The organism is Sphingomonas sp. STIS6.2, assembly GCF_000732685.2.
GTDB lineage: Bacteria > Pseudomonadota > Alphaproteobacteria > Sphingomonadales > Sphingomonadaceae > Sphingomonas > Sphingomonas aerolata.
On the sequence record NZ_JPDP02000071.1, the window covers coordinates 40,299 to 56,336 of the forward strand.

A 16,038-nucleotide genomic window follows, 5' to 3' on the forward strand; every position below is an offset into this window, starting at 1 on the left:
CCTGCGTGATCCGCGGGCGCTTGTCGTTCGTCCCCAACACACGCTACGAGACTCTTCCCATGGCTCGGTACATTTTCATCACCGGGGGCGTGGTATCGTCGCTCGGTAAAGGTCTCATGGCGGCATCGCTTGCCGCCCTCCTCCAGGCACGCGGCTACAGCGTCAGGATCCGGAAGTTCGATCCGTATCTGAACGTCGATCCCGGCACGATGTCGCCCTATCAGCACGGCGAGGTCTATGTGACCGACGACGGGGCCGAGACCGATCTCGACCTCGGTCACTATGAACGCTTCACCGGCGTGCCCTCGCGCCAGTCGGACAACGTCACCTCCGGCCGCATCTATCAGCAGATCATCGCGCGCGAACGCCGCGGCGACTATCTCGGCGCGACGGTGCAGGTCATCCCGCACGTTACCGACGCGATCAAGGCGTTCGCGCGGGCCGAGACCGACGATGTCGACTTCGTGCTTTGCGAGATCGGCGGCACCGTCGGCGACATCGAATCGCTCCCCTTCATCGAGGCGATTCGCCAGCTGAAGAACGAGGAAGGGCGCGGCAAGGCGATCAGCATCCACGTGACGCTCGTCCCCTACATCGCCGCCGCGGGCGAGCTGAAGACCAAGCCGACCCAGCATTCGGTCCGCGAACTCGCCGCACTCGGCGTCCAGCCCGACGTGCTCGTCTGCCGCTGCGAACACCCGCTGCCGCCGTCGGAGCGCGCGAAGATCGCGCTGTTCTGCAATGTCCCCGCCAGTGCGGTCATCCCCGCGCTCGACGCGAAGAGCATCTATGCGGTGCCGCTCCAGTATCACGGCGAGGGTCTCGATATCGAAGTGCTGCGCGCGTTCGGGATCGAACCGGCCGCTGCGCCCGATTTGTCGCGCTGGACCGAGATCATGGACCGGCTGACCAATCCGCAGGGTGAGGTCACGATCGGCGTGGTCGGCAAATATGTCGGGCTGCAGGACGCCTACAAGTCGCTCAACGAGGCGCTGGTCCATGGCGGCATCGCCAACCGCGTCAAGGTCAACGTCCGCTGGATCGATGCCGAGCTGTTCGAGAATGCCGAAAGCGACATCGCCGGCCAGCTCGAGCCCTGCGACGCGATCCTCGTCCCCGGTGCGTTCGGCGAACGCGGCGCGGAGGGCAAGATCGCCTCGGTCAAGTTCGCGCGCGAACGCAAGATCCCCTATTTCGGGATCTGCTTCGGGATGCAGATGGCGTGCGTCGAGGGCGCACGCGGTCTCGGCGGCGTCCCCGATGCCTCGTCGACCGAATTCGGCCCGACCGACAAGCCGGTGGTCGGCATGATCACCGAATGGATGGGCCGCGAGGGTCTCGAGACGCGCGCGGCCGAGGGCGATCTCGGCGGCACGATGCGGCTCGGCGCCTATGACGCCAAGCTCGACGGCAACAGCGTCGTCGCGGCGATCTATGGCGGCACCGACATCTCGGAACGCCATCGTCACCGCTACGAGGTGAATACGGGGTACAAGGACGTGCTCGAACAGGGCGGTCTGGTCTTCTCCGGCATGTCGCCCGACGGCACGCTGCCCGAAATCGTCGAGCGTCCCGACCATCCCTGGTTCGTCGGCGTCCAGTTCCACCCCGAACTCAAAAGCAAACCCTTCGACCCGCACCCCCTGTTCGCCAGCTTCATCGAAGCCGCCGTCAAACAGAGCCGCCTCGTCTGACCCGACCGGGCGCCCTCACGGGCGCCCGCCAGAGCGAATATCGATCACGCGAAGGCGCAAAGGCGCAAAGGGACCCAGAATCTTAGCGCCTTCGCGCCTTCGCGCGAACAACAACCCCCTCCGCACAGTCCGAACAGAAGAAGTGGTTCACGCGGAGACGCGGAGACGCGGAGTGCATTCTTGGCCTATCGCAGCCAGCCTCACTCAGGTTCGCGCAGGAATTCATGAGGGCCGCAACGCGGCCAGGAAGACCTCCGCGCCTCCGCGCCTCCGCGCGAACAAACCCTTCTACCCTCCGAACCCCAGACACAAAAAAGGCGCCCGGACCCTAAAGATCCGGACGCCCCACAGCGCTGACCAGAAATCAGGCAGCCTGATCGACAGCAACCGAATCGACCGCAGCCAGCGGTGCGCCGGTCTTGATCGCGATGCTCTTCGGCTTCATCGCCTCGGGCACTTCGCGGACCAGGTCGATCACCAGCAGCCCGTCGTTCAGCCGCGCATCCTCCACCAGCACGAAGTCCGCCAGCTCGAACCGCCGCTCGAACGAGCGGTTGGCGATGCCGACATGGAGCAGCTGGCCCTCGGGCGCGCGCTCCTCCTTCTTGCCCGCGACCAGCAGCAGGTTCTGCTGCGCGGTGATCGCGATCTCGTCGCGCGAGAAGCCGGCGATCGCCAGCGTGATCCGGTAACGGTCCTGCGCGATCCGCTCGAGGTTGAACGGCGGGTAATTGTCGGACGTCGCGCCGCGCGCGTTCGTCTCGATCATGTCGAACAGCCGGTCGAACCCGACGGTCGAGCGGCGATAGGGGGTAAGGTCGAGTCGCATGGTCAAATCCTCGTCTTGAGCAATCCAACATCAGCCCTGGCCCGCCTGTGCGCGGCCCGGGCACACGGCCCATCAGGCGCCGTGCGGCAGTGATCTGGTCACCCCGCAAAAACCTTCAAGATCGCCCCGCCAAGATTTTTTAAAGGCCCTCGATAGCGCAGCTTTGCCCCTGCAAAGCCGTTCCCGATTGAACTCCCACCAAATCAATGGATTTTTAGCATCAAGGTTCAAGGGAGACGATCATGGCCCATATTTTCGCGATGCTGGTCGCCGCACAGGCGGCCGCATCACCGCTGCCGGCACCCGCCGATCAAGCCGCGCCCGCGCCGCAGGACGCACAGCGCGACACCGGCCGGCTCGGCGCGGCACAGCAGGGCGGGGGAGACATCGTCGTCACCGCACGCCGCCGCGCCGAGACGATCCAGAGCGTGCCGATCGCGATGTCGGTGATCGGCGGCCAGGCGATCGCCGACACCGGCGCGTACAACGTCAACCGCATCACGCAGCTTCAGCCGACGCTGCAATTCTACTCGACCAACCCGCGCAACTCCGCCGCCAACATCCGCGGGCTCGGCGCGCCGTTCGGCCTCACCAATGACGGCATCGAACAGGGCGTCGGCATCTATGTCGACCAGGTCTATTACAGCCGCATCGCGTCGGCGACGTTCGACTTTACCGACACCGAACGGATCGAGATCCTGCGCGGGCCGCAGGGCACGCTCTACGGCAAGAACACCACCGCGGGCGCGATCAACATCTACACGCGCAAGCCCAGCTTCACCCCCGAGGCGCGGATCGAGCTCACCACCGGCAATCTCCGCTTCGTCCAGGCCAAGGCGTCGGTGTCGGGCCCGCTGGTCGACGAAAGGCTCGCGATCCGTCTGTCCTCGTCGATCACCCGGCGCGACGGCACGATCCGCAATCTCCGCACCGGCAAGGACGTCAACGCGCAGGACAATCAGAGCCTGCGCGGCCAGCTCTTCTGGCACGCGACCGGCAATCTCGATCTCACGCTGTCGGGCGACTATAATCACCAGAACCCCGATTGTTGCGCGCAGATCTTCGCACGCGTCGGCACCACGCAGCGGCCCGTGTCGCGGCAATATGACGCGCTCGCCGCCGCGCTCAACTACACCCCGCCGTCGCGCGACGCGTTCGACCGCGTGACCGATCTCGACACCCCGCTGCGCGCGCGGCAGGAGCTCGGTGGCGCCGCACTGCTCGCCGAATGGGATCTCGGACCGGTGTCGCTGACCTCGGTCTCGGCATGGCGCATCTGGGACTGGAAGCCGTCGAACGACCGCGACTTCATCGGCCTGCCGATCACCTCGGTCTCCGCCAACCCGTCGCAGCAGGAACAGGTCAGCCAGGAGGTCCGCCTCTCGTCCAACGGCCGCAACACGGTCGATTACGTCGCCGGGCTGTTCTACTTCCACCAGACGATCGACACGCAGGGTCTCCAGGTCCAGGGCGCCGCCGCGAGCCGCTACCTGCTCAACCCGACCAGCGCGAACGCATCCAACCCCGCGGTGCTGGACGGCCTGACTTCGACCAACACGATCGGCTTCAAGAACACGTCGGCTGCCGGGTTCGGCAAGGTGACGTGGCACATCGCCGACAAGCTGTCCTTCGCCCCGGGCGTCCGCGTCAATTACGACAAGAAGACCGGTTCCTATGTCTCGGTCGTGACGACAGGGGCGGGGGCGGTACTCAACTGTTCGACGACCGCGCAGGCGGCCAGCTCGGTCACCCGCGACCGGTGCAGCACGCTAGCGCCCCAGGTCTACACCCCCGCCTTCGACGACTGGAACGTGTCGGGCGACGCGACGCTCGCCTATGACGTCGCCCAGGACATCCATGCCTATGCGACCTATGCGCGCAGCTACAAATCGGGCGGCATCAACCTGTCGGGGCTCCCGCTCGACGGCGCGAACAACCCGATCCTCGCCTCGGCGACGGTCAAGCCCGAGACGGTCAACCATTACGAACTGGGCCTCAAGACGCAGTTCCTCGACCGCCGCGTGACGCTCAACCTCGCGGGCTTCTGGACCGAGATCAACGATTACCAGGCGACCGTCACCAACGGCCAGCTCGGCGTGCTGCGCGGCTATCTCGCCAATGCGGGCAAGGTGCGGACGCGCGGGTTCGAATTCGACTCGGCGTTCCGCCCGACGTCGCGCTTCAACCTCTACGTCAACGGCGCCTATACCGACGCCAAATATGTCCGCTTCGTCGATGCGCCATGCCCGCCCGAGCTGTCGGGCGGCACCACCGCCACCGCGGGCCAGAGCCCAAGCCCGGCAGGGACCCCGGGCGGGATCAGCCCCGCAAACTGCGACATATCGGGCCAGCGCCTGCCGGGCATCTCGAAATGGGCCTTTTCCTACGGCGCGGAGTACGACCTGCCCGCACGGATCGGCGGTCTCGATGGCCAGGTGTATCTGGGCTATGACGGCAGCTACCGCTCGACCTTCTCGTCCAACCCGTCCGCCTCGGCCTATACCGACATCAAGGGCTATGCGCTTGGCAATGTCCGGCTGGGCTTCCGCGGCGAGGACCGGCTGAACGTCTTCGGCTGGGTCCGTAACGTCTTCGCCAAGGATTATTACGAATTGCTCGCGCTGCAATCGGGCAGCACGGGGCTGGTGGTCGGCCAGCCGGGCGATCCGCGCACCTACGGCGTCACGATCTCGCGCTCGTTCTGATACGGTTCACAAACGCTGCTCTACTCTATCTGCTATAAAGAGAGATCCGGGCGAAGGGTGAGAATTGGAAGCTCCCACTCTTCGTCCGGTGCCTGTTGCACTTCGGGGGTTCCGGGAACGGCGAATAGTGTATTCGTTGTAAGGAAAATGGCCCGGACAAGCAAACGCCCGGACCGTTTCCGATCCGGGCGCCTGCGTGACGATCGCTCGTCAGCCCCCATTTTGTCGCTTCCGCTCTGCACCTTCGGTGCGGCGTCAAAGCATTCCCCGAACCACGGCCGTTGCCTGTGTCTCAGCGAGGTTTTTGCTAAGTAATTGCGTGGTGTTTGTCACCCTGTTTGCGGGGCGCGCCACACGATTGGCAGGGGGCTGTGTCGAATCCGCAACAGACCAATCCAGACGCGGCCACGGTTGCCTCGCGCGGGGCCGCGTCCTAGAGCCGGTGGACATCTCTTCTAACGATCGAACCCCCGCACCCATGATCCTGTCACGCTATGAACGGATGATCGCCCGGCGCTATCTGCTGCCGGGCAAGGGCGAGGCGTTCATCTTCCTCGTCGCCTCGATCAGCCTGGTCGCCGTCATGCTCGGCGTCGCCGCGCTCGTCATCGTGATGAGCGTGATGAACGGCTTCCGCGCCGAGCTGTTCGACAAGATCGTCGGGCTCAACGGCCATGCCGTGGTCCAGCCGCTCGGCGGCCGGATGCCCGACTGGCGCGAGATCGTCGCACAGGCGCGCGCCACCCCCGGCGTCACCAGCGCGGTACCGCTGATCGAACAGCCGCTCGCCGCCACCTATAACGGCCGCGCGGAGGCGGTGCTGGTCCGCGGCATGCGCGTAGACGACATCCGTCGCAACTCGACGATCCAGGACAAGGTGCTGATGGGGTCGCTCCAGTCGATCACGCAAGGGTCCGGCCGGATCGCGATCGGCTCGCGGCTCGCCGAGTCGCTCGGCGCGCAGGTCGGCTCGGACATCTCGCTGTTCAGCCCGCAGGGTCAGACCACGCCGTTCGGCACCGTGCCGCGCATCGTCAGCTACAAGGTCGGCGCGATCTTCGAGATCGGCGTCTATGACTACGACAAGGCGTATATCATCATGCCGATCGAGGATGCGCAGACGCTCCTCCTGATGGGCGACGCCGCGGGCATGGTCGAGCTGAAGACCGTCGATGCGGACAAGGTCGGCGAGATCCTGCGGCCGCTCGCCGAAAAGATCGGCGGCCGCGCGGTCATCCAGGACTGGCGGACGATGAACGCGCAGCTGTTTGAGGCCTTGGCGGTCGAGCGCGTCGCGATGTTCACCGTGCTGTCGATCATCATCCTCGTCGCGGTGTTCAACATCCTGTCGTCGCTGATCATGCTGGTCCGCGCCAAGACGCGCGACATCGCGATCCTGCGGACGATGGGCGCGACGCGCGGCGGGCTGATGCGGATCTTCATCGTCGTCGGCACGACGATCGGTGCGCTCGGCACGCTCGCCGGGCTCGGGCTCGGCTTCGTCTTCCTGTTCTATCGGCAGGGCGTGGTGAACTTCGTCCAGCTCGTGACGGGGCAGAATCTCTGGGATCCCTCGATCCGCTATCTGACCGAACTCCCGTCCAAGACCGATCCGGTCGAGATCATCGTGATCGCGCTGATGGCGCTGATCTTCAGCTTCCTCGCCACGCTCTATCCGGCCTGGAAGGCGGCGAGTACCGACCCCGTGCAGGTGCTGCGTTATGAATAATGGCCTTCCGATCGAGCGGCGCAGCGCGCAGGCGTACGACTATGTCCTGCAGACCAGCGGCCTGACCAAAAGCTTCACGCAGGGCGGCGCGACGATCGACGTGCTGCGCGGCATCGACCTCGGAATCGCACCGGGCGAGATCGTCGCGCTGCTCGGCCCGTCGGGCTCGGGCAAGTCGACGCTGCTCCAGGCGGTCGGGCTGCTCGAAGGTGGCTTCCAGGGATCGATCAAGATCGCCGGCACCGAGGCGTCGAAGCTCAACGCGCACGAGCGCACCGTGGTACGCCGCGACAGCCTCGGCTTCGTCTATCAGTTCCACCACCTCCTCCCCGATTTTAACGCGACCGAGAATGTCGTCCTGCCGCAGCTCGTCCACGGCGCGACGCGCGCGCAGGCGGATGCGCGTGCGGCCGAACTCCTGACCCAGCTCGGGCTCGGCCACCGCCTCACGCACCGCCCCAGCCAGCTCTCGGGCGGCGAGCAGCAGCGCGTCGCGGTCGCCCGCGCGCTCGCCAACAAGCCCGCGCTGGTGCTGGCGGACGAGCCGACCGGCAATCTCGACGAGCATACCGCGGACATCGTCTTTGCCGAATTCGTCCGGCTGGTCCGCGAACAGGGCACCGCGGCGCTGGTCGCGACCCACAACGAACGCCTCGCCGCGCGGATGGACCGCGTGTTCCGGCTGCACGAGGGCCGGCTGGCTTGAGCTGGGACGCGACACCGACGCTCGTCGGGCGTCACGTCACGCTCCGCCCGCTGGTCGCGGCGGACAAGGATGCGCTCGTTGCCGCCGCATCGGCGGACAACCTGTGGGACCTGTTCTACGCCAATGTCGCGCTGATGAAGGCGCCCGATCGCTGGCTCGCGGCGGCGTTCGAGCAGCAGGACTTTGGCCGCGCGCGGGTCTTCGCGGTGGTGGTGGACGGCATCGTCCGCGGCAGCACCCGCTTCATGCGGATGAGCGCGGCGAACAAGCGGCTCGAGATCGGCGGCACCTTCTACGCCACCGCGGTCCAGCGCACCGGCGTCAATACCGAGGCCAAGCGGATGCTGCTGACCCACGCCTTCGACACGCTCGGCTGCGAATGCGTCCAGATCCGCACCGACAGCCTCAACAAGCGCTCACAGGCCGCGATCGAGCGGCTCGGCGCGAAACGCGACGGCGTGCTGCGCGGGCATCAGGTGATGGCGGACGGCCGCTTGCGCGACACCATCGTCTACAGCATTTTGGCGCACGAATGGCCGGGCGTCCGTCAGAACCTGACCTATCTGCTCGCCCGACACGAGGACCGCGCATGACCATCACCGACTTCACCGTGAAGACCGCCAACGGCACCCCCGCGTCGCTCGCGGCCTATGCCGGCAAGGTGCTGCTGATCGTCAACACCGCCTCCAAATGCGGCTTCACCCCGCAATATGAGGGGCTCGAGGCGCTCCACCGCGACTATGCCGATCGCGGGTTCGAGGTTCTCGCCTTCCCCTGCAACCAGTTCGGCGCGCAGGAACCCGGCGACGCCGCGGAGATCGCGAATTTCTGCACGCTCACCTACGACGTGACCTTCCCCGTCTTCGCGAAAGTCGACGTCAACGGCGGCGAGGCCGACCCGCTGTTCGACCGCCTCAAATCGGACGCGCCCGGCGTGCTCGGCTCGAAGGCGATCAAATGGAACTTCACCAAGTTCCTGATCGACCGCAACGGCAAGGTCGTCGACCGCTACGCCCCCACCACCAAACCCGCCGACATCCGCACCGACATCGAAAAACTGCTCTAACGCACACTACCACCGGCCCCACTGGCACCACCCCGGCGAAGGCCGGGGCCCAGTTGGAAAGGTCGCCGTAACGAAGCGCAGACCTCAGTCAGCAACGTCCCCCACCTGGGCCCCGGCCTCCGCCGGGGTGGTATTTGTAGGCAGCACCCGCACCACAAGACCGTTCCCCCGCGAAGGCGGGGGCCCAGACTGGACTCCCGCCTTCGCGGGAGAACAGCCTCGAACCACAAACCCACACCCCACCTCAACTCATCGCGTCCCAACCCGCACCCCCCGCCATCGCGTCTGGTCGAATCACGCCGCAACGCCTACCTCTCACCCATGCATTCCGGTTACGTCCCGCTCCGCGTCTTTTCCTGCTACACCATGCTCGACGGCGCGATCGATCCCAAGGCGATCGCCAAGCAGGCGCGCGCGCTCGGCTTTCCCGCCGCCGCGCTGACCGACCGCAACGGGCTCTACGCCGCGATGGCCTATTCGGACGCCGCCAAGAAGGACGGCGTCCAGCCGGTCATCGGCGTGATGCTCGGGCTCAGCCGTCCCGACATGCCCGACGGCATCGCCACCCCGTTCGACTGGATCGCGCTCTACGCCCAGAACGCGAAGGGCTATGACAATCTCTGCGCGCTCGTCTCGATGGCGCATCTCGACCGCCCGATCGAGATGCCCGCGCATGTCGATTTCGCAGCGCTCGAGCGCCATGCCGACGGGCTGATCGCACTGACCGCGGGCGGCGAGGGCGGTCTCGCCCGGCTGTTCGCGGAGGGCCAGCCCGACCGCGCCCGCGCCTATCTCGACCGCCTCCAGCACCTGTTCGGTGACCGCCTCTACATCGAGCTCTCACGCCGCGGCGACGCGACCGAGATCGCCGCCGAGGACGCGCTGATCGACATCGCCTATGAGCGCAACCTGCCGCTGGTCGCGACCAACCCGTGCTGCTTCACCGAAAGCGCGTTCGGCGACGCGCACGACGCCATGCTCTGCATCGCGCACTCGACCTATGTCGAGACCGAGGACCGCATCCGCAGCTGCCCCGAAGCGTGGATGAAGCCCGCGCCGGTGATGCACGAGATGTTCGCCGACCTGCCCGAGGCGATCGCCAACACGCTGGTCGTCGCGCAGCGCTGCGCGGTGATGGCGCCCTATCGCAAGCCGATCCTCCCCAGCCTCGCCGGCGATATCGAGGGCGAGGCGAAACTGCTCCGCGACGATGCCGAGGCCGGGCTCGAGGCGCGTCTCGCGCGTATCACCGAGCTCCACGGAGAGGCCGAGGACGGCTGGCGCGACGTCTATCGCGCGCGCCTCGCCTTCGAGGTCGACGTGATCGTCCAGATGGGCTTTCCCGGCTATTTCCTGATCGTCGCCGACTTCATCAAATGGGCGAAGGATCACGACATTCCGGTCGGTCCGGGCCGTGGCTCGGGCGCAGGCTCGGTCGTCGCCTGGGCGCTGACGATCACCGATCTCGACCCGATCAAGCTGGGGCTGCTGTTCGAGCGCTTCCTGAACCCGGAACGCGTGTCGATGCCCGATTTCGACATCGACTTCTGCGAAACCCGCCGCGGCGAGGTGATCCGCTACGTCCAGGAGAAATACGGCCGCGATCAGGTCGCGCAGATCATCACCTTCGGTAAGCTGAAGGCGCGCGCGGTGCTGAAGGATACCGGCCGCGTGTTGCAGATGAGCTATGGCCAGATCGACCGGCTGGCAAAGCTCGTCCCCAACCACCCGACCGATCCCTGGACGCTCGAGCGCGCGCTGAACGGCGTCGGCGAACTCGCCAAGGAATATGCCAACGACAATGGCGTGCGAAAGCTGCTCGATCTGGCGATGAAGCTGGAGGGGCTGCCGCGCCACTCGTCGACGCACGCCGCCGGCGTGGTGATCGGCGACCGGCCCTTGGCCCAGCTCGTCCCCCTCTACCGCGATCCGCGCTCGGACATGCCCGTCACGCAGTTCGACATGAAATATGTCGAGGGTGCGGGCCTCGTGAAGTTCGACTTTCTCGGGCTCAAGACGCTCTCGGTGCTCCAGAAGGGCGTGCAATTGCTCGCGAAGCGCGGGATCAAGGTCGATCTCGACGCGCTCGAATGGGATGACGCCGGCGTCTATGCGCTGCTCCAGAAGGGCGACACCGTCGGCGTGTTCCAGCTCGAATCGGAGGGCATGCGCCGCACGCTGTCCGCGGTCCGCCCGTCCAATTTCGGCGACATCATCGCGCTCGTCTCGCTCTACCGACCGGGCCCGATGGACAATATCCCGTCGTTCGGCAGGCGTAAGAACGGCACCGAAACGATCGAATATCCGCACCCCGCGCTCGAATCGATCCTGTCGGAGACCTACGGGATCTTCGTCTACCAGGAACAGGTCATGCAGGCCGCGCAGATCCTCGCGGGCTTCTCGCTCGGCGGCGCCGATCTGCTGCGCCGCGCGATGGGCAAGAAGATCAAGGCCGAGATGGACGCACAGCGCGCGATCTTCGTCGAGGGCTGCGCCAAGGTGAACGCCATCCCGAAGGCCAAGGCGAACGAGCTGTTCGATTTGATCGACAAGTTCGCGGGCTATGGCTTCAACAAGAGCCACGCCGCCGCCTATGCGCTGCTCGCCTACCAGACCGCGTGGCTGAAGGCGCATCACCCGCACGAATTCTTCGCCGCGTCGATGTGCTACGACCTGCACCAGACCGACAAGCTTGCAATCTTCACCGACGATATGCGCCGCCTCGGCATCGCCACGCTGCCGCCCTGCATCAACGCGAGCAAGGCCGAGTTCGACGTCGAGGTGAAGGACGGCGAACCCGCGGTCCGCTACGCGCTCGGCGCGCTCAAGTCGGTCGGCGAAGGCGCGATGGAGAAGCTCATCGTCGAGCGCGTCCAGAACGGCCCGTTCGCCGGGCTCGACGATCTCGCCAAGCGCGTCGACCCGCGCCTGCTCAACAAGCGCCAGCTCGAAACGCTCGCCGCCGCGGGCGCGTTTGACGGGTTCGAGCCCAACCGCGCCGGCATCCACGCCACCGCCGAGACGATCCTCGCGATCGCCGCCCGTACCCACGCCGCCAAGACCAGCGGGCAGGGCGGTCTGTTCGGCGATGCCGAGCCCGCGGGCGACGCGATCAAGCTGCCGCCCGCGGTCCGCTGGACGCTCAGCCAGCGGATGGACCAGGAGAAGGAGGCGTTCGGCTTCTATTTCTCCGCGCACCCGGTCGACCGCCACCGCCACATCGCCAACAGCCACGGCGCGCGCGCCTATACCGCCTTGTCGGAGCTCAACATCCCCGACGACGGCAGCCGCGCGGGCGCGACGATGGCGGTGCTGGTCGAGGATGCGCGCTACCGCACCTCCGCCCGCGGCAAGCGCTTCATGATGGCGCAATGCTCGGACGCCAGCGGCCAGTTCATGGCGACCTGCTTCGACGATCAGGTCTCGAAGGATCTCGAGGACGCCGCCAAGGCGGGCGGTTGCGGCCTCATCACCGTCGAGCTCGACCGCAAGCCCGGCGAGGACACGCCGCGCGTCAGCATTAAGCGGATCCAGCCGTTCGAGGGGCTCGCCAACATCGCGCGCTTCCAGGTCGTCGTGACCATTTCGGACATGGCCGCCTTCGCCGGGCTCGCGTCCTTGCTCGCCGATCACCGCGGTGCGCGCGGCGAGGTGCGCGTCCGCGCGATGCTCCCGGACGGCGAGGTCAGCATCCTGCTCGGCCGCGATTTCCTGCTCGACGGCGAGCTTGCAGAGCACATCGAGTCGTTGCACGGTGTGACAAAGGTGGAGCTCAAGACCTCGGAAACGCGGCTGGCTCTCGTCGGATAACAGCTTGGGAGAGCGGGAATGCTGGGTGGAATGCAGGACTTCGAGCTTCGCGTCCCCCGGCTGATCGACCATGCCGCGCGCGAGCATGGGCGTCGCGAGATCGTCAGCTACTGGGCGGACGGCCGCGAGACCCGCACCGACTGGTCCGGGATCGCACGCGACGCGAAGAAGCTCTCCCAAGCGCTTGAGAAGCTTGGCGTCCGTCCCGGCGACCGGGTCGCGACGCTGGCGATGAACCACGCACACCACCTGATCGCCTGGTATGGCACGATCGGGATGGGCGGGGTGATCCACACGATCAACCCGCGGCTGTTCGACGAACAGCTCGTCTATATCGCCAACCACGCCGAAGACCGGGTGATGCTCTACGACAAGGCCTTCCAGCCCATCGTCGACCGGCTGCGCGGCCAATGGTCGAGCGTGCGGCACTATGTCTGTTTCGACGATCTCGGCCCCGACGGCTTTCGCGCGCTGCTCGACGAGCAGGATGGCGACTATGCCTGGGTCGAGGGGCCGGAGCGTGATCCGTGCATGCTTTGCTATACCAGCGGCACCACCGGCAATCCCAAGGGCGTGCTCTACAAGCACCGCTCGACGCTGATCCACGCGATGGCGGAGGTCGCGCCCTGGGTGTTCGATCTGTCCCCCAGCGCGGTCGTGCTGCCCGTCGTGCCGATGTTCCACGCCGCCGCCTGGGGGCTGCCCTTCGCCTGCGCGCTGTCGGGGGCGAAGGTCGTCTATTCGGCGATCAACGATCCCGGCGTGCTGTGCCGGCTGATGAACCAGGAGCATGTCACGCATTCGGCGGGCGTGCCGACCGTCTGGCTCGCGCTGTTCGGGCATATCGACGCCACCGGCGAGGCGCCCGAGCATCTGAAGCTGGTGACGATCGGCGGCGCGGCGGCCCCGCGCGCGATGATCGACCGGATCATGACCATGGGCGCGTCCGTCAAGCACCTCTGGGGCATGACCGAGACCTCGCCGATCGGCACCGCGGGCTTCGCGCCGCCGCACTGGGACATGATGACGCATGACGAGAAGCTCGATCTCGTCACCAAACAGGGCAGCGTCCCCTTCGGCATCGAACTGCGCATCATCGACGATCAGGGGCAGGTGCTGCCGCGCGACGGCTCGATCGCCGGCTCGCTCCAGGTCCGCGGGCCCTGGGTGGTGCAGCGCTATTTCGGCGCGGACAGCGACGCGGTCGATGCGGAGGGCTGGTTCGACACCGGCGACGTGGCGATGCTCCACACCGACGGCACGATGCAGATCACCGACCGGTCGAAGGACGTCATCAAGTCGGGCGGCGAATGGATCAGCTCGGTCGATCTCGAAAACGCCGCGATCGGCTGCCCCGGCGTCGCGGAGGCCGCGGCGATCGGCATCCACCACCCCAAATGGGACGAGCGCCCGCTGCTGATCGTCGTCCGCAAGCCCGGCAGCACCGTCACCGACACCGCGATCCGCGATCACCTGGCGCAGCACGTCGCCAAATGGTGGCTCCCCGACGCGATCGTCTTCGTCGACGAACTGCCCCACACCGCAACGGGCAAACTCCTGAAAACCGCACTGCGCGAACGGTTCAGGGACTTCACCCTCACCGACGCCTGACGCCCTCCTAAACCTTCCGCGGCGTCCGCTTGGCCTTGCGGACCCGCGGCTCGACCAGCATGTCCGCCGCGGCCTTGATCTCCTGCCGCAGTTCGTCGCGCTTCTCGTGGATCGACGCGATCACCGGCCCCATCGCGACGCCCAGGTCGACCAGCACCGCCTCCGCCAGCTGCAGCGAGCTTTCCAAGGTCTCCGGCACCGCATCGGTCACGCCTGCGCGGTACAGCTCGGCGGCATGCGCGGTGTCGCGCGCACGCGCGACGATCGGCAAATTGGGCGCCAGCAATCGCACCCGCCGCGCCAGCCGCACCGTCAACACCGGGTCGTCCATCGTCAGGATCAGCGCCTTGGCGGTATCGAGCTTCAACCGGTCGACCAGTTCGAGCCGCGCGACGTCGCCGAACAGCACCGGATGCCCCTGCGCCCGCGCGGCCTCGACCGAATCGATATCCGCCTCGACCGCGACATAGCGCTGGCCGTGCACCGCGAGCATGTCCGCGACCATCCGCCCAACCCGGCCGAAGCCGATCACCACCGTCCCCGGACCCTCCTCGTCGATCTCGACATCGCCCGCATCCGCGGTCGACCGGCTTTCCAGCTGACGCGACACGGTGCGGCCGAGCTTGGCGAGCAGCGGCGTGATCGTCAGCCCGATCGCGGTCACCGTCTGCCAGAAGCTCGCGGTCGACGGCAGGATCAGCTGCGCCTGCGCCGCGGTCGCCAGCACGATCAGCGTCGTCTCGGACGGGCTGCCCATCAGCAACCCGGTCTCCGCCGCCACCCCGCGCCGCGAATTGGCGACGCGCAGGAACAGGAACGTCACGACCGCCTTGGTCGCGACCACCCCGGTCACCGCGAGCAGCAGCGACGGCCAGTTCTGCGCGATCAGCCGCAGGTCGAGGCTCATCCCCACCGTGATCAGGAACACGCCCAGCGCCAGCCCCTTGAACGGCGCGGTGATCACCTCGACCTCGCTGTGATATTCGGTCTCCGCGATCAGCAGCCCGGCGAGCAGCGCGCCGACGATCGGCGACAGCCCCGCCGCGGTCGTCGCCACGCTCGCCACGATCACCACCAGCAGCGACGCCGCCAGGAACAGTTCGGGGCTCTTGGTCCGCGCCGCCTGCCCGAACAGCCGCGGCAGGATCAGCCGCCCGCCGACATACATCGCCACCACCGTGCCCGCGCCGCGCAGCGCCACGCCTGCCAGATTGCTCCACCCGTCCGCGGTCGCGGTCGGGGCGAGCGCGCCCAGCACGAAGATCAGCGGCACCAGCGCCAGATCCTCGAACAGCAGCATCGCAAACGCCCCGCGCCCGACCGCGCCGGTCGTCCCGACCAGCGGCAGCACCAGCGCGGTCGACGACAGCGCCAGCGCAAAGCCCAGCCCGATCGCGCCTGCCCAGCCTTGCCCGATGAAATGCAGCGCGACCGCGATGATCATCGCCGACCCGATCAGCTCGGCCGCCCCGGTCCCGAACACCAGCCGCTTCATCGACCAGAGCCGTCGGAACGACAGCTCGAGCCCGATCGAGAACAGCAGCAGGATGATCCCGAACTCGGCGAACGGCTCGATCGCCTCGGGGTTGGAGATCGTCAGGTAATAGAGCCACGGCACCGCCCCGGTGAGCGAACCCAGCCCCGCCGGCCCGACCAGCAGCCCGACCAGGATGAACCCGATCACCGGACTGACCCTGAACCGCGCAAACGCCGGGATCACCAGCCCCGCCGCACCGAGAATGACGAGTGTGTCGCTGAAACCCTGATTGTCGAGCCGTAATGCCATCCCCCGACCTTAGGCGACGCCTCCCCGATTCGTCAGGGAATAATACCGCCCCACCGCCGCGCGGTTCGTGCGCCTGCGAGCGGCAGCGCGGGGGGGGGGGGG

10 protein-coding genes are annotated in these 16,038 nt (G+C 66.9%); 8 read left to right on the forward strand and 2 right to left on the reverse strand.

Going from position 1 to position 16,038, the window contains the following annotated elements; translation table 11 throughout:
- Positions 1-59: 59 nt before the first annotated feature.
- Positions 60-1,694, forward strand: coding sequence for a CTP synthase (locus sphst_RS11530; protein WP_031395051.1), 1,635 nt, complete (start codon positions 60-62; stop codon positions 1,692-1,694).
- A gap of 364 nt (positions 1,695-2,058) precedes the next feature.
- On the opposite strand, the gene sphst_RS11535 is transcribed toward sphst_RS11530, so the two are convergent.
- Positions 2,059-2,523 (reverse strand): Hsp20 family protein, encoded by a 465-nt coding sequence (locus tag sphst_RS11535; RefSeq protein ID WP_031395052.1) that lies wholly within the window; start codon positions 2,521-2,523, stop codon positions 2,059-2,061.
- A gap of 242 nt (positions 2,524-2,765) precedes the next feature.
- Here sphst_RS11535 and sphst_RS11540 point away from each other — a divergent pair, with 242 nt between their 5' ends.
- The 7 genes from sphst_RS11540 (at position 2,766) to sphst_RS11570 (ending at position 14,150) form a co-directional block, all read left to right on the forward strand.
- Complete coding sequence (locus sphst_RS11540) at positions 2,766-5,228, forward strand: TonB-dependent receptor (protein ID WP_199848964.1); 2,463 nt, start codon at positions 2,766-2,768, stop codon at positions 5,226-5,228.
- A gap of 478 nt (positions 5,229-5,706) precedes the next feature.
- Positions 5,707-6,957: a lipoprotein-releasing ABC transporter permease subunit gene (locus sphst_RS11545; RefSeq protein WP_031396032.1), complete on the forward strand. Its 1,251-nt coding sequence runs from the start codon at positions 5,707-5,709 to the stop codon at positions 6,955-6,957.
- The gene (locus sphst_RS11550) at positions 6,950-7,663 is read left to right on the forward strand and encodes an ABC transporter ATP-binding protein (RefSeq protein WP_042467156.1); all 714 of its coding nucleotides are present in this window, start codon (positions 6,950-6,952) and stop codon (positions 7,661-7,663) included. Before sphst_RS11545 ends, sphst_RS11550 begins: the two co-directional genes overlap by 8 nt.
- Positions 7,660-8,256, forward strand: coding sequence for a GNAT family N-acetyltransferase (locus sphst_RS11555; RefSeq protein WP_031396030.1), 597 nt, complete (start codon positions 7,660-7,662; stop codon positions 8,254-8,256). The genes sphst_RS11550 and sphst_RS11555 overlap by 4 nt, the downstream gene beginning before the upstream one ends.
- Positions 8,253-8,729 (forward strand): glutathione peroxidase, encoded by a 477-nt coding sequence (locus tag sphst_RS11560; protein ID WP_031396029.1) that lies wholly within the window; start codon positions 8,253-8,255, stop codon positions 8,727-8,729. Before sphst_RS11555 ends, sphst_RS11560 begins: the two co-directional genes overlap by 4 nt.
- A 321-nt stretch (positions 8,730-9,050) precedes the next feature.
- Entirely contained in the window at positions 9,051-12,539 is a 3,489-nt protein-coding gene (gene dnaE, locus sphst_RS11565; protein WP_107045560.1) for a DNA polymerase III subunit alpha, read from the forward strand.
- Positions 12,540-12,557: 18 nt separating this feature from the next.
- Positions 12,558-14,150, forward strand: coding sequence for a long-chain fatty acid--CoA ligase (locus sphst_RS11570; protein WP_031395752.1), 1,593 nt, complete (start codon positions 12,558-12,560; stop codon positions 14,148-14,150).
- Between the two features lie 7 nt (positions 14,151-14,157).
- Here the strand turns inward: sphst_RS11570 and sphst_RS11575 are convergent, their stop codons facing one another.
- The gene (locus sphst_RS11575) at positions 14,158-15,936 is read right to left on the reverse strand and encodes a cation:proton antiporter domain-containing protein (protein ID WP_107045561.1); all 1,779 of its coding nucleotides are present in this window, start codon (positions 15,934-15,936) and stop codon (positions 14,158-14,160) included.
- Positions 15,937-16,038: the final 102 nt, after the last annotated feature.

What these genes read in the sequence shown, in the direction of transcription:
- dnaE (WP_107045560.1), top strand. Translation starts at nt 9,051, where the DNA reads ATGCATTCCGGTTACGTCCCGCTCCGCGTCTTTTCCTGCTACACCATG.
- sphst_RS11560 (WP_031396029.1), top strand. Translation starts at nt 8,253, where the DNA reads ATGACCATCACCGACTTCACCGTGAAGACCGCCAACGGCACCCCCGCG.
- sphst_RS11540 (WP_199848964.1), top strand. Translation starts at nt 2,766, where the DNA reads ATGGCCCATATTTTCGCGATGCTGGTCGCCGCACAGGCGGCCGCATCA.
- sphst_RS11545 (WP_031396032.1), top strand. Translation starts at nt 5,707, where the DNA reads ATGATCCTGTCACGCTATGAACGGATGATCGCCCGGCGCTATCTGCTG.
- sphst_RS11570 (WP_031395752.1), top strand. Translation starts at nt 12,558, where the DNA reads ATGCTGGGTGGAATGCAGGACTTCGAGCTTCGCGTCCCCCGGCTGATC.
- sphst_RS11575 (WP_107045561.1), bottom strand. Translation starts at nt 15,936, where the DNA reads ATGGCATTACGGCTCGACAATCAGGGTTTCAGCGACACACTCGTCATT.
- sphst_RS11550 (WP_042467156.1), top strand. Translation starts at nt 6,950, where the DNA reads ATGAATAATGGCCTTCCGATCGAGCGGCGCAGCGCGCAGGCGTACGAC.
- sphst_RS11530 (WP_031395051.1), top strand. Translation starts at nt 60, where the DNA reads ATGGCTCGGTACATTTTCATCACCGGGGGCGTGGTATCGTCGCTCGGT.
- sphst_RS11535 (WP_031395052.1), bottom strand. Translation starts at nt 2,523, where the DNA reads ATGCGACTCGACCTTACCCCCTATCGCCGCTCGACCGTCGGGTTCGAC.